The 20,911-nt window shown below is 68.9% G+C and carries 13 protein-coding genes; 4 read left to right on the top strand and 9 right to left on the bottom strand.

What is annotated here, in order from left to right; translation table 11 throughout:
* Positions 1-95: 95 nt before the first annotated feature.
* From E2F46_RS02810 to rhlB, 6 genes are all read right to left on the bottom strand, one after another.
* The gene (locus tag E2F46_RS02810) at positions 96-5,072 is read right to left on the bottom strand and encodes an Ig-like domain-containing protein (protein ID WP_133320662.1); all 4,977 of its coding nucleotides are present in this window, start codon (positions 5,070-5,072) and stop codon (positions 96-98) included.
* Between the two features lie 254 nt (positions 5,073-5,326).
* Entirely contained in the window at positions 5,327-6,082 is a 756-nt protein-coding gene (gene ung, locus E2F46_RS02805; RefSeq protein WP_133320661.1) for a uracil-DNA glycosylase, read from the bottom strand.
* Positions 6,079-6,921 (bottom strand): response regulator, encoded by an 843-nt coding sequence (locus E2F46_RS02800; protein WP_425599794.1) that lies wholly within the window; start codon positions 6,919-6,921, stop codon positions 6,079-6,081. The genes ung and E2F46_RS02800 overlap by 4 nt, the downstream gene beginning before the upstream one ends.
* A gap of 7 nt (positions 6,922-6,928) precedes the next feature.
* On the bottom strand, positions 6,929-7,864 hold the full coding sequence (ftsX, locus tag E2F46_RS02795) for a permease-like cell division protein FtsX (RefSeq protein WP_133320659.1): 936 nt from the start codon (positions 7,862-7,864) through the stop codon (positions 6,929-6,931).
* Positions 7,857-8,546: a cell division ATP-binding protein FtsE gene (gene ftsE, locus E2F46_RS02790; RefSeq protein WP_133320658.1), complete on the bottom strand. Its 690-nt coding sequence runs from the start codon at positions 8,544-8,546 to the stop codon at positions 7,857-7,859. Before ftsE ends, ftsX begins: the two co-directional genes overlap by 8 nt.
* 270 nt (positions 8,547-8,816) lie before the next feature.
* Positions 8,817-10,517, bottom strand: a complete 1,701-nt coding sequence (gene rhlB / locus E2F46_RS02785; RefSeq protein WP_133320657.1) for an ATP-dependent RNA helicase RhlB — start codon at positions 10,515-10,517, stop codon at positions 8,817-8,819.
* Positions 10,518-10,720: 203 nt separating this feature from the next.
* Here rhlB and trxA point away from each other — a divergent pair, with 203 nt between their 5' ends.
* Together trxA and rho are read left to right on the top strand one after the other, a co-directional pair.
* Positions 10,721-11,053, top strand: a complete 333-nt coding sequence (gene trxA, locus E2F46_RS02780) for a thioredoxin (RefSeq protein ID WP_133320656.1) — start codon at positions 10,721-10,723, stop codon at positions 11,051-11,053.
* A 197-nt stretch (positions 11,054-11,250) separates the two neighbouring features.
* Complete coding sequence (gene rho / locus E2F46_RS02775) at positions 11,251-12,963, top strand: transcription termination factor Rho (protein WP_133320655.1); 1,713 nt, start codon at positions 11,251-11,253, stop codon at positions 12,961-12,963.
* A gap of 285 nt (positions 12,964-13,248) precedes the next feature.
* On the opposite strand, the gene E2F46_RS02770 is transcribed toward rho, so the two are convergent.
* Genes E2F46_RS02770 through E2F46_RS02760 form a run of 3 tightly spaced genes read right to left on the bottom strand, consistent with a single transcriptional unit; the run spans position 13,249 to position 17,726 of the window.
* Complete coding sequence (locus E2F46_RS02770; RefSeq protein ID WP_133320654.1) at positions 13,249-14,124, bottom strand: energy transducer TonB; 876 nt, start codon at positions 14,122-14,124, stop codon at positions 13,249-13,251.
* A gap of 55 nt (positions 14,125-14,179) precedes the next feature.
* A complete protein-coding gene (locus E2F46_RS02765) occupies positions 14,180-17,461 on the bottom strand; it encodes an ankyrin repeat domain-containing protein (RefSeq protein WP_133320653.1) in 3,282 nt (1,093 codons plus the stop codon).
* Positions 17,454-17,726: a YcgL domain-containing protein gene (locus E2F46_RS02760; protein ID WP_133320652.1), complete on the bottom strand. Its 273-nt coding sequence runs from the start codon at positions 17,724-17,726 to the stop codon at positions 17,454-17,456. Before E2F46_RS02760 ends, E2F46_RS02765 begins: the two co-directional genes overlap by 8 nt.
* Before the next feature lie 154 nt (positions 17,727-17,880).
* Between E2F46_RS02760 and E2F46_RS02755 the strand changes: the two genes are divergently transcribed.
* A complete protein-coding gene (locus tag E2F46_RS02755; RefSeq protein WP_133320651.1) occupies positions 17,881-18,444 on the top strand; it encodes an ECF-type sigma factor in 564 nt (187 codons plus the stop codon).
* On the top strand, positions 18,441-20,843 hold the full coding sequence (locus E2F46_RS02750) for a protein kinase domain-containing protein (RefSeq protein ID WP_133320650.1): 2,403 nt from the start codon (positions 18,441-18,443) through the stop codon (positions 20,841-20,843). Before E2F46_RS02755 ends, E2F46_RS02750 begins: the two co-directional genes overlap by 4 nt.
* Positions 20,844-20,911 lie beyond the last annotated feature (68 nt).

The raw sequence follows: 20,911 nt of genomic DNA, 5'->3' as shown, positions 1-20,911 counted from the left end.
GCCCCTAAGGCAAACGGGCGCTGAAGACCCAAGCAGGGCCGAGCCCGACGGTGGCCGCGATGGCCCCGGCGCATGGGCCGGGGCCATCGTCAACTTTACTCCTGGCCTGCCTTGGCGGAGTGCCGCGACTGCCCCTGTGGCGGCAGGTCACCGGCATCCAGCGAAAGCGGCATTGCCATGCGCGGAGACGCATCCCAGTTCAGCGAGAACTGCAAGCCGAAGGTGGTCACCCCGCCGATCGAGCCACCGGCCTCATGACGCACCAGGCCGGATACGGTTACGCCATTGCGCAGGCGCAGATCCGCACCCAGGCCGACATGCCAGTTGGCCGTCGAGAAGGTGGTCAGGCCAAGACGGTAGTCGTTCGCCACGGGCGCGTTGACGTAATTGATCAGGGCGTCGCTGTTGCGGCCGATGTTGTTCCAGTACTCGAGCGTCCAGTACGGACGCAGGCTGGCGCTGCCGACCGCGAGATCGTGACTGCCCTCGACACCCAGCGCGGCCATCGAGTGCTCGACGTCCTGTTCGGCGTAGCGCAGGTCGTATATGCCGATGCCGTGCTCGCGGTACTCGTCCAGGGTGGCGCGGCCTGCGCTCAACCGGCCGTAGGTGGCCAGGCGCATCTGCTCCATGGCCTGCTCGTAGCCGAAGGTCACTGCACCGGATACCTGAGTGCCGTCACGCCTGCCATGGGCGATGCCGCCGGCAACATCGCTCCAGCGATCGACGCGGAAGCCGATGTCGCCATAGCCAAGCTGGCCGTCGACGAACAGGTGCTCGCCTGCCTTCCACAGCCCATACAGTGCGATCGACTGGTAGTTGCCCTTCACCCGGGAGCCGCTGCTGTCCAGATCCAGGTCGCTCCAGCCGAAGCCAGTGGCCACGCCCAGCAACGACCGCTCGCCCAACCAGCGATCCACGCCGAAGCTCAGGCCATCGCTCTGGAAGTCGAACCCTTCACCGCCATTGCGCGGATCGCGGCTGCCGCTGCTGATCGTGCCGCCGGTCCAGAGCGACCAGGGCGACTGGCGCCGGGCAACCTGCGACTCGCCGACAAGGGTCGGGGACCACGACAGGCCACCGCCACTGTTCGCCATGCTCACGGACAGGCCGTTCGCGGAGTCGCCACCACTCCTGCGCTGGCGCAGGCGATTATGGATGTTCGCTTGCTGGGCTAGCGCAAAACGCACCGTTGCATCCACCTGCGCCTGCAGGCCCGCCACCACGCTCGCATCCTTGGTCGGATCCGGCCGGTCGCTCACGGTGAGCGTGGCGGTGGCGCTGGCTTCGGCGTAATTGCCCGAAGCGGCCTGGGTCACGGTAATCGTCGCCACGCCGGCCCCGACCAGAGTGACGATACGCCCGTCGACGGTGGCAACCGATGCCTCATCGATGGTGAAAGAGAAGGCACCGTTGCTGGCACTGGCCGGCAGCGGCAATTCGAACGCGGGCTCGCCCATCGTCTTGACGATGTCCTCGAAGCCGGACAGAAGCGGCACGGCCACGTCCACCGTGAGCTGCGCTGCGATTTGTGCCGTCGCGAAGCTGCCGTCCGCCGCCTGGGTGGCGGTAATGGTCGTCGTACCTGCGCCGACGATGGTCACCACGTCGCCACTGATCGTCGCCACGGACGGATCGCTGCTGGTGTAGGTGAAGGCGCCGGCGCTATTGCTCGTCGGCGGGGTCAACGCGAAGGCCGCATCACCGTACGTGCGCGTGAGGTCGGCGAAGCCCGACAGCGTCGGCACCGCCGTGTCCACGGCGAGCTGCGCAGTGGCCTGTGCCGATGCGTAGTTGCCGTCTGCCGCCTGGGTGGCGGTGATGGTCGTCGTGCCCGCGCCAACGATGGTCACCACGTCACCGATGATCGTCGCCACGGACGGATCGCTGCTGCTGTAGGTGAAGGCGCCGGCGCTATCGCTTGTCGGCGGGGTCAGCGCGAACGCCGCATCACCGTACGTGCGGGTGAGATTGGCAAAGCCGGACAGGGTTGGCGCAGCGACGCCCACGGCGAGCTGCGCGGTGGCCTGTGCCGACGCGTAGTTGCCATCTGCCGCCTGGGTGGCGGTAATGGTCGTCGTACCCGCACCGGTGATGGTCACCACGTCGCCGCTGATCGTCGCCACCGCGGGATCGCTGCTGGTGTAGGTAAATGCGCCCGCACTCTCGCTCATTGGTGGCGTCAACGCGAAAGCCGCATCGCCGTACGTGCGGGTGAGATTGGCGAAGCCGGACAGGGTTGGCGTAGCGACACCCACGGCGAGCTGCGCGGTGGTCTGTGCCGACGCGTAGTTGCCATCCGCCGCCTGGATGGCGGTGATGGTCGTCGTGCCGGCGCCGGTGATGGTCACCACGTCGCCACTGATCGTCGCCACGGACGGATCGCTGCTGGTGTAGGTGAAGGCGCCGGCGCTGTTGCTCGTGGGCGCGGTCAGCGCGAAAGCCACATCGCCGTAGGTCCGCGTGAGATTGGCGAAGCCGGACAACGCGGGCACCGCGGTCTCCACCGAGAGGATGGCGGTGATCTGTGTCGACGCATAGGAACCATCGGCCGCTTGCGTGGCGGTGATCGTCGCATTGCCCGCACCGGTGATGGTGACCACGTTGCCGCTGACCGTCGCCACGGACGGATCGCTGCTGGTGTACGTGAAGGCGCCGGCGCTGTCGCTCGTCGGCGCGACCAGGATGAAGTCTGCATCGCCAAACGTACGCGTCAGGTTGGGGAAGCCCGACAGCGTGGGCACGGCCGTATCAACGGCAAGCTGTGCGGTGACCTGCGCCGTGGCGTAGTTGCCGCTGGCCGCCTGGGTGGCGGTGATCGTTGCCGTACCTGCGCCGGTGATGGTCACCACGTCGCCCGCAATCGTGGCCACTGCGGGATTGCTGCTCGCGTAGGTGAAGGCGCCGGTGCTGTCGCTGGTCGGCGCGGTCAGGGTGAACGCCGCATCTCCATACGTGCGTGACAGGTTCGGGAACCCTGATATGGTCGGCACGGCAGTATCGACCACCAGTTGTGCGGTGGTCTGCGCCGAGGCGTAGTTGCCGTCCGCGGCCTGAGTCGCGGTAATGGTCGCGGTGCCCGCGCCAACGATCGTTACCACGTCTCCGCTGACCGTCGCCACCGACGGATTGCTGCTGATGTAGGTGAACGCACCGGTGCTGTCGCTGGTCGGCGGGGTCAATGCGAAATCCGCATCGCCAAACGTGCGCGACAGGTCGGCGAAGCCGGACAGCACGGGGGTAGCCACGTCGACCGTGAGCTGCGCGCTGATCTGCGCAGCCGCGTAGTTTCCGTGCGCAGCCTGCGTGGCAGTGATGATCGCGATGCCCGCGCCGGTGATGGTCACCACATCGCCGCTGATCGTCGCCACTGCGGCATTGCTGCTCGTGTAGGTGAACGTTCCGGCACTATTGCTCGTCGGCGTTGACAGAGTGAATGCAGCATCCCCAAAGGTCCGCGACAGGTCGGGGAAGGCGGAGAGCGTAGGCGCGGCGGCGGCCACCGAGAGATTGGCCACGATCTGCGCCGAACTGTAGTTGCCATCGGCCGCCTGGGTGGCGGTGATCGTCGCATTGCCCGCGCCGACGATGGTCACGCTGTCGCCGCTGACCGTCGCCACCGAAGGGTCACTGCTGCTGTACGCGAACGCACCGGCGCTGTTGCTGGTGGGCTGCACCAGGGTGAAGGCCGCATCACCAAACGTGCGCGACAGGTCCGGGAAACCGGACAGCACCGGCGTGGCGGTGGATACCGTCAGGCTGGCGGTGATCGAGCCGGCGGTGAACCCGCCGTCGGCGGCCTGGTTCGCGGTGATGACGGACGTACCGACGCCCACGAGGGTCACGACATCGCCGCTGATCGTCGCCACGGCGGGATCGCTGCTGGTGTAGGTGAAGGCACCGGCGCTGTCGCTTGTCGGCGGGGTCAACGCGAAGGCCGCATCGCCGTACGTGCGCGTAAGATCGCCGAATGCGCTCAATGTGGGCGGCCCGAGCGGCGTGACCGGCGCGGAAGGCGCGGATACCGCCCCGTTGCCATTGGCGTTGGTCGCGTACACGGTGAAGGTGTAGGCGACGCCATTGCTCAGGCCCGTCATCACGATCGGGCTGCCCGTGCCGGTCAGGATGGCGCCCCCGGGCGAGGCAGTGACGGTATAGCCCGTGATCGCACTGCCGCCGTTGGCGGGTGGCGTGAAATGGATCGTCGCCTCGCCATTCCCGGCGGTGACGCTGCTGATCACCGGCGCCGCCGGCACGGTGGAGGCGGTGGTGAAGTTCACCGCCGCAACGGTCGACCACAGCGTGGGTGCGCGCTCGGCGATGAGGTACGCCGTATATCCGGTGTTGGCCACAAGCCCCGCGATGGGAAACGACGCGGCGTTGCCCGCCGTCATCGGGCCATTGCCGGAACGCAGCGCGGCGGCTCCGGACGAATTCTGACCCGCACGCACGCGACCTGCATCCGGTGCGGCCTGGCCTTGGGGCTGCACGACCCAGTATCCAGTCGCCGCAACGTTGCTGGTGCCCGCAAGGATGGCATTGGTGGCATCGACACCCGAAATACCCACCCCGCTCAGTACGGCCGGCGGCACGATATCGATGTCGGGCGTGATCTGGTAGGTGGCAGTCCCTGGCAGTGAGCCCGCACCGTACGTGGTTGTCATGATCACGTAAGTGCGTCCTGCGACGAGGTTGACTTGCAGCTCGGGCAGCAGGGTGCCATTGGCGTCGTCATTGCAGGCGCGGAGATTGGTGGTGGGGCTTGCCGGATTGAAGCTGCCTTCGTAGACGGCCAGAAACGGATCGTTTCCGAGTCCCGTCGACGCCGTGACGCGCATGGTGTATGTCCGGCTCGTCGATACCGTGATGACGCGCGAGCCGTACACATGCGTCCCCACGATCAGGTTGCAGCCGGCAATTCCGCCCAGTGGCGAGCTGGCAACGTTGAACGTCTGCGACGCGGTGATCGTGTCGGTGAAGGTCGTCGCCCATGCGGCGGCGGGCGCCCCCAGGCACAGCAACACGACCATCACGATGCGCGCACCCAGTGCGCGCAGATGCAAACCCTTCATCCAGTTTCCCCTTGAATTCCCAAGTCACCGGACGCGCACCCCATGCACACGTTGTCCGGCCATGCAGATCCCGCCAAGCGGCGGCGATGTCTCCATGCAAGAAGCGTGCCATCGCACTCGCACACCAGAATCGTCGTCGCGGAAACGGGCACCGCCAGAAAAGTGACATGCCTCGTCAGCTTTTGACCCAACGCGGATCCCGCGTCACTGGGGCAGGCACGCCGTGCCTTGCGTCACAACCGATGGAGTTGCATTCAGTGCAGAGCGCCGGGCGAAACCTGCGACACGTCCGCGCCGCCCCACGTCTGGTGATCCAGCCTCGCGCGCGCAGGCAGGGACCAGTCGATGGTCTTCCGCCCATGCCGCGACAAATAGTCGTTCGCGGCCGAAAAGTGGCCGCAGCCCAGGAACCCACGATGCGCCGACAGCGGTGAAGGGTGCGTAGTGCGCAGCACCTTGTGCCGGCGGGGATCAACGATGGCGCCCTTCTTCTGCGCATAGCTGCCCCAGAGCAGGAACACCAGGCCCTCGCGCTCGCGGTTCAGCACGTCGACCACGTGGTCGGTGAAGCCTTCCCAACCCTGCCCCTGATGCGCGCCGGCCCGGCCGTCCTCGACGGTCAGCACCGCATTGAGCAGCAGCACGCCCTGTTTGGCCCACGGCATCAGGTAACCATGATCGGCGGGCGGGATGCCCAGGTCGCGCTGCAGTTCCTTGTACATGTTCTGCAGCGAGGGCGGTACCGGCACGCCTGGCAGCACCGAGAAGCACAGGCCATGCGCCTGGCCGGGGCCGTGGTACGGGTCCTGGCCGAGGATCACCACCTTCACGTCGTCGAACGGCGTGGCGTCGAACGCGGCGAACACCTGCGACATCGGCGGATGGATGCGCACGCCCTTGCCACGGCGTTCGCGCAGGAACGCCGCCAGCGCCTGCATGTCATCGCGCTGGAACCATTCGCCCACGCGCGCCTTCCACGACGGCTCCAGCTTCAGCCGGTCCTCGCTCATGGTTCGAACGAGGGCTGGTCGGGCAGCATCGACACGCGCAGCTGGAACAGCGACTTGGTCACCAGCAGGCGTTCCTCGATCGGCTTGAGCACCAGGTCGTTGGCGCCGTCGCGCAGCAGCGCGGCCTGGTTGTCGCGATTGTCGTCGCCGGTCATCACCAGCACCGGCAGGCGGCGCTTGCCGTAGCCGAAATCGTTGCGGATCGCATTGAGCAGGTCGCGGCCGTCCAGCTCGCCTTTCAGGTACAGGTCGGTCAGCACCAGGTCGCAGCCGGGCGCGGCGTCGCTGTCGCGATAGGCGTCCAGGTAGGCCATCGCGTCCTCGGCACTGACCACGTGGGTCACGCGCATCTGCTGCGATTCCAGCACGCGGCGGATCGCCATCGCCACGGTGCGGCTGTCCTCGATGTACAGCACGTGCGCGTCGGGGATCAGCGCCGGCTGCACGTAGCCGCGGATGAACGCCGCCAGCGCGTTGTGGCCGAGGGCCTTGTCGAAATAGTCGGTGACGTCCTCAGTGAAGTGCCGGCCTTCGAGGTGCGACTGCACGTCGCCGGAAATCACGATCACCGGCACGTAGCGCTGCGCGGCGGACTCGCGCACTGCGCGCGCCATTTGCAAACCATCGCCGTCGGGCAGGACCAGCGCGGTGGTGACCAGGTCGAAGGCGGTCGATTCCAGCAGCGTCCTGCCCTCTGCAAGGCCACCCGCGCCCGCCACGTCCACGCCGGGCAGCTCCTTTTCCAGCACCGCCTTGACCAGCGTGCGCACCAGCTTGGAACCGTCGACCACCAGCACGCGCGGCGTTTCGGTGGTCAGGTGGCGCATGTCCTCTCGCATCACCGGCTCACGTGTCCGTGGGTCGCGTCTGGCGCAGGAAATGGCCGGTCACCACGCCGGCACCCAACCAGCCGATCGCCATGGCGCCGCCCAGCACCGACAGCACCTGCAGCGGCGTGAAGCCGGACAGGACGAAACCGCTGCCATAGCTCGCCACCAGGTCGGCCAGCGGCAGGCGCAGGGCCATGCCGGCGAGCGCGAGCAGGCCCAGGGCCAGCGCGCCTGCGGCCAGCCCGTACCACGCGCCGAGATAAAGGAAGGGGCGACGGATGAAGCCGTCTGTCGCGCCGAGCAACTGCAGCACGCCGATCTCCTCGCGCCGCGCCTGGATATCCAGCCGCACGGTGTTGCCGACCACCAGCAGCGCACCGAAACCCAGCAGCAGGCCCAGCACCCAGACCACGCGGCCACCGAAGCGCAGCCAGGTATCCAGCCGGTGGCGCCACTGCGCATCGTGCTGCACCAGCTCGGCTTCGGGCAATGCGCGCAAGCCTTCGGCGACCGGCATCTCGTCGCCGGACGGGGACACTACCAACACATGCGGCAGCGGGTTGTCCTCGCCGGCGATGTCGATGATCGCGTCCAGGCCACCGCGTTCGCGCAGCACATCCAGGCCCTGCGCCGGGGTGAGGTGGCGCACCTCGGCGATGTCGCCCCGCGCGCGCAGTTCGCCGGCCAGCGCCTGCGCACGCTCGGCGGCGACGTCCTGCGCCAGGAACACGCTGATCTCGCGCGACTGTTCGACGCTGCCACCCAGCCGTTCGACGTTCTGCAGCACCAGCCACAGGCCCAGCGGCAGCGCCAGCGCCAGCGCCATCACGCCGATGGTCAGCAATGCCGCGCCCGGCTTGCGGAACACGCGGCCGAGGCCGGACACGATGCTGTAGGCGTGGTGGTCGACCCACGTGCCCAGGCCGGAATGCCGTGTGCGTGGTTCATTCATCCGCCAGGTCCTCCGGCGAGATGTCGTCGACCAGCGTGCCGTGGTCGAGCACCAGCACGCGCTTGCGCATGCGCTTGACCAGGGCCAGGTCGTGGCTGGCGATCATCACGCTCGTGCCGCGCTCGGGCAGCGAGGCGAACAGCGCCATGATCTCCGCCGACAGCGTGGGATCGAGGTTGCCGGTGGGTTCGTCGGCCACCAGCAGGCGTGGTTCGCCGACCAACGCGCGCGCGATGCCGACGCGCTGCTGTTCGCCCGCGGACAGTTGCGTCGGCAGCGCGCGTTCGCGTTCGCCCAGGCCCAACCGCTCCAGCACGCTGCGCACGCGCTTGCCGATCTCGCCGCGCTTCATGCCGCGCAGGATCAGGGGCAGCGCGATGTTGTCGAACACGCTGCGGTCGGTCAGCAGGCGATGGTCCTGGTACACCACGCCCACCTCGCGCCGGTGCATGGCGATGCGCCGGCCGCGCACCTTCAGCAGGTTGCGTTCGCCGAACAGCACCGCGCCGCGCGTGGGACGCTCGGCGAGGTGGATCAGTTTGAGCAGGGTGCTCTTGCCGGCGCCCGAGTGCCCGGTGATGAACAGCATCTCGCCGGGCTCGACCGCGAACTGCACGTCGCTCAGCGCGACATGCCCGCCCGGGTACTGCTTGCTGACGTTGTCGAATCGCAGGACGGTCATGCGGGCGCCGGGTTGCGGGAACAGGAATTCGGGATTCGATGCCGCGAAAGGCTAACTGATTCGTCGATCAGCGTCGTGACTTCGCTTCATCCGACGCCACCACACCACGCCAACCCGCCGTGCTGCGCGCGCCGGAAACGCGTCGTCATCCCGGCGCCGCGCGCCGTTTGATCCGCGGCGAGTCGAGACACGAAAAACCGCAGGGGCCCGGCTTGCGCCGGACCACGGGCAAGCGCGGGACGCCTGATCCCGAATCCTGGATCCCGGCGCTCAGTGCTGGTTGCGCGGCGCGCGGGTGACCAGGCGCTTGAGGCCTTGGCCAATGCGCGACAGCAGCGACGACGACTCCACCGGTGCGGGTGCAGCCTTGGGCTTCGGCCCGGCAGGCGCGGCGGCCTTGGCTGCCGAAGACCCTTGTCCGGACCCCGACGTCCCTTCGGCGCCTTCCAGCTTGCGCCCACCACGACGACGGCGACGCTTGCGCGGTGGCCGCGACGGGTCCGCGGCCAGCGTGGGGTCGCTGGACACCGGAGCCGCGACGGGCGCGGCGGCCTGCTCCACGGGCTTCGGCACGGCAGCCCCTGGCTTGCGCGGCGGGCGCGGGCCACGTTCGCGGCGCGCTTCACCTTCGCCGCTGCGACGCGGGCCACGGCCGGCACCGCCCTTGGGCTTGATGCCACGACGGGCATCGTCGGCCGCGCGCTGCTCGCGCGCCTCGCGGAAAATCTCGCCGATGCTTTCGTCCTCGTCGTCGCCCTCGCCGGCCGCGACCGGCGCGCGTTCGGGGCGCGGCAGCGGCACCAGCAGTTCTTGCGTCACCGGCTCGGACGGGATCTTCTGTTCGATGTAGGCCTCGATATCCGGTAGGCCCATTGCGTAGCGCTCGCAGGCGAAGCTGATCGCGTCGCCCTCGGCGCCCAGGCGCGCCGTGCGGCCGATGCGGTGCACGTAGTCCTCGGCATCGAATGGCAGGTCGTAGTTGTAGACGTGCGACACGCCATCGATATGCAGTCCGCGCGCGGCGACGTCGGTGGCCACCAGGATCTCGAGCTGGCCGGCCTGGAACTTCTTCAGCAGCGATTCGCGCTTCTTCTGCGGCACGTCGCCCGACAGCACGCCGACGCGATAGCCCGCGCGCTCCAGCGCACGCGCGACGCGCTCCACGAACGCCTTGGTGTTGACGAACACCATCGTCCGCGCGCCCTCGCTGCGCGACAGCAGGCCGATCAGCAGCGGCAGCTTTTCCTCGTCCGCGGGGTAATACAGCTTCTGGCGCACGCGCGCGGCAGTGATCGTCTCGGTCTCGACGACGATCTTCTCCGGCTCGTTCATGTGCTCGTAGGCCAATTCCAGCACGCGATGGCTGAGCGTGGCGCTGAACAGCAGCGTCTGCCGCTCGGTGCGCACCGGCATCCGGCGCAGCAGGAAGCGCAGGTCCTTGATGAAACCGAGGTCGAACATGCGGTCGGCCTCATCCAGCACGCACACCTCGCAGGCGTGCAGCGAGACCACCTTGTGCTGCTTGACGTAATCGATCAGGCGGCCGGGCGTGGCGATGATCACGTCGGCGCCGGCCTGCAGCAGTGCGCGCTGCTTGTCGTAGTCGACGCCGCCATAGACCAGCGCGAACTTCAGGCCCAGGTCGGAGCCGAATTTCATCGCGTCCTTGTGGATCTGGATCGCCAGTTCGCGCGTGGGCGCCAGGATCAGCGCGCGCGGGTCTTCCGGCTTGCGCTCGGCCAGCGCCGGCCGCGACAGCAGGCGGTTGATCACGGTGACCAGGAAGGCGAGCGTCTTGCCGGTGCCGGTCTGCGCCTGCCCGGCGACGTCGCCCCCGGGCATGGTGATCGGCAGGGTGAGCGCCTGGATCGGCGTGCAGCGGGTGAAGCCTGCGCCCTCCAGGCCCGCCTGCAAGGCCGGATGCAACGCGAAGGACGAGAAGGTGATGTCGGTAAGTGGTTTGTCGCTCATGCGTGGAATGGTCCGTGCGGCGCGGTGCGCTTGCGTGGAAGGCGCCCGCATCGCAGACTGCCAAGGGCGGTAACGGCGTGTCCGTATCCCGCGTGGTCGCGGCCCGGCTTGCCCCCTTGAAGCCGTCGCGAATCGCCCCAGTTTACCATTCCAATGCGGCGCGACCGGTCCGGTCCGTCCGCCACAGCCCCCAGGAGCCCTTCGTGAGCGACCACGTCATCCACGCCACCGACACCGACTTCGACGCCACCGTGCTGCAGTCCGAGCAGCCCGTGCTGGTCGATTTCTGGGCGCCGTGGTGCGGCCCCTGCAAGGCCATCGGCCCGCTGGTCGACGACCTGGCCGACAGCTACGCCGGCAAGGCCAAGGTGGTGAAGGTGGACGTGCAGCAGTACCCGGCGCTGGGCGTGAAGTACAACGTGCGCAGCATCCCGATGCTGCTGGTGTTCAAGGATGGCCAGGTGCACGGCTCGCAGCTGGGGGCGCCGCCGAACATCCAGTCGCTGCTCACCCAGATGATCGAAAAGGCGCTCTGAGCGCCCCGGCGGCACACCCTGCCGCCACCTGCGACATGAACCGGCGCACCCGCGCCGGCTTGCGCGCCGGGCCGGCGCGATGCTAGTTTGTCGTGCATCCGGCGCGGGCATCCCGCCGCCGCACCCCTTCTGAAAGACTCCCCAGACCTTCCCTTCCCGCCCGTCCAGGGCGCTCGCAGCGAGCGAGGATCCCGCACTTGTCAGACAACACCAACGACGCCGGCGAAACCGCCGTCAAGCGCGTGCGCAAGGCGCGCGTGAGCAAGGCCACCAAGGCCACCACCGACGCCCCGGCGCCCGAAAAGAGCGAAAAGACCGAGTCCGCGCCCGCCGCGAAGCCGGCTGCGCCTGCCCCGGCGCCTGCGGAGTCCGCGCCACCGCCCGCCCCCGCGCAGCCCGCACCTCGCCAGGACGCCCCGCAGGGCGGCGGCAACGAGCCCCCGGCCTCGCAGGCGCAGGACGGCGGCCAGCCGCGCCAACAGCAGTACGACAACAACAACCGCCAGGGCAACAACCGCCGCGACCGCTTCAAGAACCGCCGCGATCGCCAGCGCGACCGGCACCGCGACGGCGGCCTGCCGCAGGACGATGGCAACCAGGACCAGGCCAACCGCCTGCCGCCGCCGAACATCCCGGAAGGCTTCCCGCAGTATTCGCTGGGCGACCTCAAGCGGATGCCGGCGCACAAGCTGATGGAGATCGCCGAGCAGCTGAACATCCATGAAGGCGTCGCCCGCGCGCGCAAGCAGGACGTGATCTTCGCCGTGCTCAAGGTGCTCACCCGCACCAGCGAAGGCGTGGCCGCCGACGGCGTGCTGGAGATCCTGCCCGACGGCTTCGGCTTCCTGCGCGGCGCCGAGGCCAGCTACCTGGCCGGCCCGGACGACACCTACATCTCGCCCAGCCAGATCCGCCGCTTCAACCTGCGCACCGGCGACCATATCGCCGGCCGCATCCGCTGGCCGAAGGATGGCGAGCGCTATTTCGCGTTGAACGTCGTCGACACCATCAACGGCGAGCCGATCGAAGCCAGCAAGGGCAAGGTGCTGTTCGAGAACCTGACCCCGCTGTTCCCGCGCAAGCGCTTCAAGCTCGAGCGCGGCGACGGTTCCAGCGAGGACATTGCCGGCCGCATCCTCGACCTGATGGCCCCGCAGGGAAAGGGCCAGCGCGCGCTGATCGTCTCGCCGCCCAAGGCGGGCAAGACGATGATGATGCAACAGATCGCCACCGCCATCACCACCAACCATCCGGAAGTGTTCCTGATCGTGCTTCTGGTGGACGAGCGGCCGGAGGAAGTGACCGAGATGCAGCGCACCGTGCGCGGCGAAGTGGTCAGCTCCACCTTCGACGAACCGGCCGCGCGCCACGTGCAGGTCGCCGAGATGGTGATCGAGCGCGCCAAGCGCCTGGTCGAGCACAAGAAGGACGTGGTGATCCTGCTCGACTCGATCACCCGCCTCGCCCGCGCCTACAACAACGTGGTGCCCAGTTCCGGCAAGGTGCTGACCGGCGGCGTCGACGCCAACGCCCTGCATCGCCCGAAGCGCTTCTTCGGCGCCGCGCGCAACGTCGAGGAAGGCGGTTCGCTGACCATCATCGCCACCGCCCTGGTCGACACCGGCAGCGCGATGGACAAGGTGATCTACGAAGAGTTCAAGGGTACCGGCAATTCGGAAATCCACCTCGACCGCCGCATCACCGAGAAGCGCGTGTACCCGGCGATCAACGTCAACCAATCCGGCACCCGCCGCGAGGACTTCCTGATCGAGCCGGAGCTGCTGCAGAAGATCTGGATCCTGCGCAAGCTGCTGCACCCGATGGACGAGATCGCGGCGATGGAATTCCTGCTGGACAAGATGAAGACCACCAAGTCCAACGACGAGTTCTTCAGTTCGATGAAGCGCTGACGGGACCTCCCGCGGCAACGAAAAAGCCCCGCGATGCGGGGCTTTTTTCATTGTTCCGTTCTACATCACGGCAACCGCAACTCCACTAACGCTTAGCTTAGATGCCAGCGCAAGTACCGTATTGGTATCCGATTGATTGCGCTGAAAAAGAGCCCGCCTCCAGCAGGTCATCGCACACCGCGGGACCAAGGCGGCGTGGCCCTGCATGCGTTGTTGCAGGTCTATCCGCCATTCAATGCTGCCGGCTGCCGTGCGAAGGGTAGAATCCTTTCATGCACTGCCGTATCAGCTCTCCTGAAGAGGAGTTAGCAACTTCAACCCCTGGCCAACGAGGTGCAGCCCATCCGGGTCGGCGAGGTCAGGGCTACCATGCGCACCAAGATCATCTACCAGCCATGGCGCGATTGCACGAGGCCCGGGGATATAAGCGTGCCATTGGCCATATTCGGGCCGCCCCTCGCCATCAAGGGTGAAATCGACTGTAACGCGACCCGACCAGCTTTCCTCACCGACGAGATCGCCCGAGGTTGGCGGTGCGTAGGTCCACTCCCGCACTCCACTGACTGCTGATCGGGCGAGCATATTGCGCATGCTTTCCATTTGCCGAGGCGTGCCGCGCGTGCGCAGGTTCACTTGTTCCGCCACAGCATCCAGCACGCTCCCATCCCTGCCGACGCGAACCGTAACGTAAACGGTTCCTTGGGCACCGACTCGTGCAGCCTGCATCGGATAGGAAATCCGAGTCTGCTTGGCAACCGCGAGAATGCTAGAGCGCTCTACAGCGCCTCGCTCATCGGGGGAAAGAGCGTCCTTGCCGAAGTAACCGCTTCGCATACTGATGCGGTAATCGCCGTTTTCAAGCATGTTCGCAACCAATCGCAAACTCATGCGAGCCTTGACCTTGCGGGGCTCGCCATCGACAAGCACAGGTTCAAAGCGCCAGCCGGGAACCGCCCCCTCTACCATCCTAGTTACCACTGCTGGCAATTTCTCGGGCTGATCCAATTCCAACCCACTAGCACTACCATCAGGCTCGATCAGCACATGGCCCGTGACCACCATGCTGTGCTCGATCAGCTTGCGCGCCGCCGCAGGGCTTTGCGCGAAAGATGTTCCCGCTGCAAAGACCAGCAGCAATGCCACCCATGCAAGTTTTCGCATTTCACGCTCCCGGTGAGGCCAGGCCGGATCATAACCCTCGTGCCGAGTCCCCGCGTCAATGGCGCGGTTCACGCAGGAACCGCGCCATCGACACGCCTTGCGGCATCGGCACGTATTCGGCTGCGACGTCGATGAAGCCGCGCATCACGGCGATCTCGCGCGGGGTGCGGTTGAGGGCATCGCGCAGGTCGGGGTCGGCGCCGGCACGCAGCAGGCGCTGCGTGGTGCGCAGCAGGCCGTGCAGGCCGGCGAGGTGCAGCGGGCCGAAGCCGCGCGGGTCGCGGGCGTCCAGGCTGACGCCTTCGTCGAGCAGCTGGTCGAGCGCGGCCAGCACGATGTCCTCGTCGCAGGCAGTGCCGGGCTCGGCGCGCGCACCCAGCAGCAGCAGCAGCGGGGTGACGCCACCGGCGGCGACGGCATCCACTTCCGCGCCGGCCAGCAGCAACGTGTCCAGCAGGGCGAGCAGGCGCGCGCGTTCGCGCGCGGTGAAACCGTACAGCGCCGCGCAGTGCAACGGCGTGAGCCCCTGCGAATCGGTGGCGTGCACGTTGGCGCCGGCGGTGAGCAGTCGCGCGCACAGGTCGGGCAGGCCGAGCGCGGCGGCGAGCATCAGCACGGTCACGTCGTTGGGCAGGCGCTGTTCGAGCGTGGCACCTGCCTTGAGCAGGCGATCGACGAGGTCGCCATGGCGCATGCTGACCGCAGCGGACAGTGGCGTGGCACCGGTATGCGCCACGTGCTGCGGATCGGCGCCGCGCGCCAGCAGCAGCTCGACCACCGCGCGATGGCCGCCACCGCAGGCACGCAGCAACGCGGTACAGCCCTGGCTGTCGACCGCATCGACCGCGAACCCGAGATCCAGCAGGCGACGCACGGCATCGGCATCGCCTGCTATCGCCGCGGCCGGCACGTCGTCGTCCTGCAGTGCACGGCCGGGCAACGCCCAGCCCCGCCAGTCCAGCCAGTCGGCCAGATCGCGACGACCGCTGGCGAGGGCCACGCCCAGCGGCGTCTGGCCATCGGCGGCGCGCACTTCGGGCGAGGCGCCATGGCGGACGAGGGTCTTCAACGCTTCCTCGCGGCCCAGCGCCGCGGCGAGGTGCAGCGCGGTCATGCCGCGGGCGTCGCGCGCGTCCAGCGCCACGCCCGATGAGACCAGCTGTTCAAGCAGGCGCTGCCAGCCGAGGTGGAGCGCCAGCGACAGCGGCGGATCGCCGTCGGGCGAGGCAGCGCTGCTCTCCACGCCATGCGCCAGCAGGTCCAGCGCGAACTGTTCCAGCGCGCGGCCGGTGCGATCGCCGCCGAGGCAGGCCGCGAGGAAACGCGCAAGCCCACCCTCGCCGGCGAGCGATGCGCCATGTTCGATCAGTGCGCGCAACGCCGGGACCGCGTCGGGGCCGCTGGCAAGCAGTGCAAAACCCGGTGCTTCACCGGCGTCGTCCGCCGCATCCGCGTCGGCGCCCTGCGCCAGCAGCCAGCGCACGCGCTCGGCATCGTCGGACGCGTCGGGTTCGCGCAGCAGCTGCCCGAGCTGCTGCGGCGTGACCAGTGCCGCCACGCGTTCGAGGCCGTCGTAGCGCGCATCGCGCAGGCCTTCGCGCAGCAATTCCAGCGGCGCACGGTCTTCGAGCGCGGCATCGCCGGCGTCCGGCTGCACGCTGGCGGGCAGTGCGTAGTCGGGGTCGAGCGCCGAGACCAGCGCCCAGCGACCCGCCGCCGCGGCGTAGTCCACTGCGCGCTTGCCGTCGGTGTCGACGAGCGCCGCATCCACGCCCAGTTCGCGGATGCGCTGCACCAGCGCCAGCGACGGCACGTCGGCCTGCACGGCGTGGATCAGTGCGCTGCGCCCGCTGCCATCGCGATGCGACACATCGGCGCCCGCTTCGACCAGCGCGTCGAACGCGGAGACACGCCCGCCGCGTGCCGCGGACAGCAGCGGCGTCATGCCGTTCGCATCGCGCGAACGCACGTCGGCCCCGGCATCGAGCAGCGCGGCGACGATCCCGGCGTGCCCACTGGCCGCGGCGACATGCAGCGCACTGCGGCGGTCGCCGTCGCGCGTGTCCACCTTGGCCTTGTGCTTGAGCAGCAACTGCACGCCGGCGGCGTCATCGTCATCGCCACCGGCCGCGCCCAGCAATGCCGGCACCGCGCCCTCCACCTCGGCCCTGGCGCCGCGCTCCAGCAGGAAGCGCGCAAGGCGCCAGTTGCCGACGCTGCAGGCAACGCCCAGCGGCGTGAATCCTTCGGCATTGGCGACGTCGAGTTCGGCCGAGGCATCGCGCAACAGCGCGGCGACGCCCGGGTCGGAGCTGCGCGCGGCATGGTGCAGCGGCGTGTTGCCTTCGCCATCGGTGGCGCGCGGATCGGCGCCATTGGCCAGCAGCGTGGTCACCGCGTCCGGGCGGCCATGCCAGCTGTCGCGGGTCGCGGCGATCAGCGGCGTCATGCCGGCGTGCGGCGCATTCAGGTCGACGCCGGCCCCGATCAGGGCACGCAGCAGGCGCAGGTCCGGCAGCACCGCGGCGAGCACCGCGAGGCTGCGCTGGTCGCGATCCACGGGGGGCGGCGGCGCCAGTGCGTTGGCACCCGCCTCCAGCAGGTCGAGCGCGCGATCGACACGGCCGCTGCGGGCGGCGGCGTAGAGCGCGGCGTCGAGATCATCGGCCGGCAGGTCTTCGGCAGGCGCGCTGGCCTCGCCGGGCATTTCCACCACCGGGATCGCGATCGGCAGGGCCTCCGGCGCGCGCAGGCGTTGCAACACCCCGTGCAAGAGCACGGATGCCACGGCCAGCCCGACGGCAAGCGCCCAGCGGATCGAGCCTTCGACCAGGCCCGGCCAGGCCAGCAACAGCACGAAGGCCAGGATGACCGACACGCAGGTGCCCGCAACGAACCCACACCAGCTGGACACATCGTGGTCGCCCAAGGCCTGCCAGTGCGGGCGCAGGCCGCCACCGGTCGCTTCGAGCGCATGCCACAGCGGCCAGGTGCGCCACAGCCCGATCACGGACAGGCCCACGGCCGCGCTCAATGCCAGCGCCGCGCCCAGCCCGCCGCTGTCGCGCAGCGCGCCCAGCGGCCAGGCGACCAGCAGGGCGCACAGCACGAAGGCCGCGGTCCACAGCGCCAACAATGCGCCGCCATCGCGCAGCAGCGCCGAACGGGTCGCCGGCCACGCCCTGCGCCAACCGCGCACGGCCAGCGCCAGCACAGGCTGGGCCAGCAGGCCCGCCAGCGCCGCCAGCACGACGTGCCCGCCCGCCAGCAGGCACAGCCCCACGCCCAGGACGAGCGCGGCGACCACGGGCAGCCGCGACGGGGTGGGCTCAGGCATCGGTGCCCCAGTCTTCCGACATCGGGTCGATCGCCGCCGACGGCGGGAATTGCAGATGGAAGCCCCGCGAGGCGAGGTTGCCTGCCACTGCTTCGGGATTCTCCCGGGCCAGGGTACGGCCGGGGACCAGCGCCACGTCCAGCACGAACTGCAGCGGGCCCAGTTGCGTGCGCAGCGGTTCAGGCAATCGCTCGAACCCGTCGCGCTCGGCGAGGTACACATAGGTGTCCGCCTTGCGCCGGCTCTTGTAAACGTAGGCGTGCATGTCCGTCCGTTGGCTCCGAAGCGGGAATTGTGCGGGAAAACCGCGGGTTGCGGAACAGATGCGACGCGGGTCGCGGTTCATGCGCCCACCGCGCCTTCGCCGCTATGGCAGCGCATTCGTGGGATAAGCTGCGGACGCCCGCCGGGAATCGTGCATGGACCTCCAGGATTCTGTCGCCGCCCAGATCGTCCCCCAGTCCGACTGGAACGACGCCGCCTACCGCGCCCGGTTCGAGGAGCTGTACGCGCAGCTGCGCACCATCGCCCGGCGCGAGCTCCGAGGCGTGGCGCGCGGCACCCTGGACACCACGGTGCTGGTGCACGAGGCCTACCTGAAACTCGACGGGGCCAACCTCGACGTCAGCCAGCGCGGCCCGTTCCTCGCGCTGGCGGCCAAGGTGATCCGCTGCGTGCTGATCGACCACGTCCGCGCCCGCGGTGCGCACAAGCGCGGGGGCGACGCGGCCCGGGTCACGCTGTCCACCGACCTGCCGATCGAGGGCGCGCAATCCGGACTGGACGTGCTCGACGTCGAACGCGGCCTGCGTGCGCTCGAATCCGTCGATCCGCGGCTGGCGACGGTGATCGAGTTCCGGTTCTACGCCGGGATGGAGTTCGAGGAGATCGCGCGGCAGCTGGGCGTCACCTCCCGCACCGTCCACCGCGATTGGCGCAAGGCACGCGCCTTCCTGCTGTCGCACCTGGGCGAGGCCGCGTGACACCCGACCCGGCGCGATGGCAGCGGCTGTCGCAGCTGTTCGACCGTGCGATCGACCTCGACCCCGGCGCGCGCGACGCGCTGCTCGATGCCGAATGCGCCGACGACCCGGCGCTGCGCGCGGAACTGCAGCGCATGCTCGATGCCGATGCCGCCGACAGCGCGTTCGATGCAGGCGCGCGCGAGATCATCACGCTGCACGACGAGGACGACGCGGGCGAAAGCGATGACGCGCCATCGTCCCGCCTGGGGCCCTGGCGCATCGATCGCGAGCTCGGTCGCGGCGGCATGGGCACCGTGCATGCCGCGCACCGCGACGACGACACCGCGCAGCGCGCCGCGATCAAGCGCCTGCGCCGGCGCTGGGACGGCAGCGCGCAGGCACAGCGCTTCCTGCAGGAACGCCGCATCCTCGCCGCGCTGTCGCACCCCAACATCCCGCGACTGCTGGACAACGGCGTAGACGACGACGGCCGCCCGTGGTTCGCGCTGGAGTTCATCGATGGCAGCCCGCTGACCGCGTGGGCGGACGCGCAACGGCTGCCGCTGCGCGAGCGCGTGGCGCTGTTTGCGCAGGTGTGCGAAGCGGTGCAGCACGCGCACGAGCATTTCGTGGTGCATCGCGACCTCAAGCCGGCCAACATCCTGGTCGACCGCAGTGGTCGCGCGAAGGTGCTCGATTTCGGCGTGGCCAAGCGCATGGACGAGCAGGCCGGCTCCACGCGCACCGGCATGTTCGCCGGCTTCACGCCCGAGTACGCGGCGCCGGAACAGATCAGCGGCGGCGCCATCAGCGCCGCCACCGACGTGCACGCGCTGGGCGTGGTGCTGTACCAGTTGCTCGCCGGGCGCCTGCCGTTCGTCTTTCCCGCCGAGGACCTGCGTGCCGCGGCCGAAGCTATCTCCACCCAGCAACCACCGCGGCTCGAGCAGGCCATCACCACCGGCAGCGATGAAGAAGTCGCCATGCGATTGCGCGAACGTCGCACCGATACGCGCGCGTTTCGCCGTTTCGTACGCGGCGACCTGGGCCGCATCCTGCAGACGGCGCTGGCGAAGGAGCCCGCGCGCCGGTACGGCAGCGTGCGCGCGTTCGCGGACGACCTGCAGCGTTTCCTCGATGGCCGCCCGGTGTCGGTAAGCGGCGACACGCTGGGCTATCGAACGCGCAAGTTCGTGCAGCGCAACCGCTGGGGCGTGGCGATGGGGGCGATCGCTGCGTTGGCGATGGTCGCCGGGGTGACCGGCATCCTGCTGCAGACGCAACAGGCGCGCACGGAAGCGGCGCGCGCCAACCTCGAGGCCGAACGCGCGGAGTCCGAAGCCGCGCGGGCCAGGTCCGAAGCCGAAACACTGGCCGCCGCGAACAGCTTCATGAGCAGCGTGTTTTCAGGCGCAAGCCCTGCCAACAGCGGGCAGGCCAACGTCACCCTGGCGCAGGCGCTGGACACCACCGTGCGCCAGCTGCAGGAAAGCGGGTCGACGTCTCCCAGCCTGAAGGTGCGCTTCCTGCTGGCAGCGGCCAGCAGCTACGAAGGGCTGGGACAACCGGAGAAGGCCGAACAGGCCGTGCGCAGCGCGCTCGCCATCCAGGAAGCCGAACTGCCCGAATCGAAGGAAGACCGCGCCCGCGTGCTGGCCAACCTGGCCTGGGCACGCATCGCCTACGAGCCGGCGCAGAGCCTGGCCTGGGCCGAGGAAGCCGTCGCCCTGCACAAGGCGGCGACGCCGCTCAGCCACAGCGGCCTGCGCGAGGCGTACTCGGTGCTGGCCACGGCCCAGTACCAGAACGACGACTACGAGGCCGCACTGGCCACCACCCGTGAAGCCCGCCAGTTCATGCTCGACAGCGGCGAGCTTGAAACCGCCATCGACGTGATCTCGTCGTTGCAGGACGAAGCCATCGTCCTCGGCGCCTTGGGGCGCCACGAGGAAGCCTTTGCGATCCACGAGCGCGTGATCGACCTGCGCGGTCGCGACGTAGGCGCGGATTCGCAGGTCGTGGCGATGGAGCGCATGTTCTACGGATTCACCTTGCTGCGTTCGGACGCGTTCGAACGTGCCCTCGCCCAGTTCGACCTTGCGCTGCCCGTGCTGCAGCGCGACCTGTCGAACGACGACCCCAGCCTGCACCAGCTGCACCTCGGCCGCGGCCGCGCGCTGGTCGGTCTCGGCCGCCATGCCGAGGCTTTGCCGGGGCTGGAGGCGGCCCATGCGTTCGGCCGCGACCATGGCTTCGACGATCGCCAGGGCAGTGTTGCCCACTTCTATGCGCAAGCGCTGGCCGGCCTGGGACGTTGCAACGAAGCCGACGCGCTGCTGGCGGAGATGAGACGTCGCGCGATCGACGTGCGGCGCGATGGCCGCCTGCCGCTCATGGACACCGCCTGCGTGGAATGACTGCGACAGGGTCTGGGCAGGCGCCGTCGACGGCGAGGTGCAGCAATCCTGGCGTCGGTCGCGACATC

The organism is Luteimonas aestuarii, assembly GCF_004357985.1.
Classification (GTDB): domain Bacteria; phylum Pseudomonadota; class Gammaproteobacteria; order Xanthomonadales; family Xanthomonadaceae; genus Luteimonas; species Luteimonas aestuarii.
This window is presented reverse-complemented; position numbering and strand designations above follow the sequence as displayed.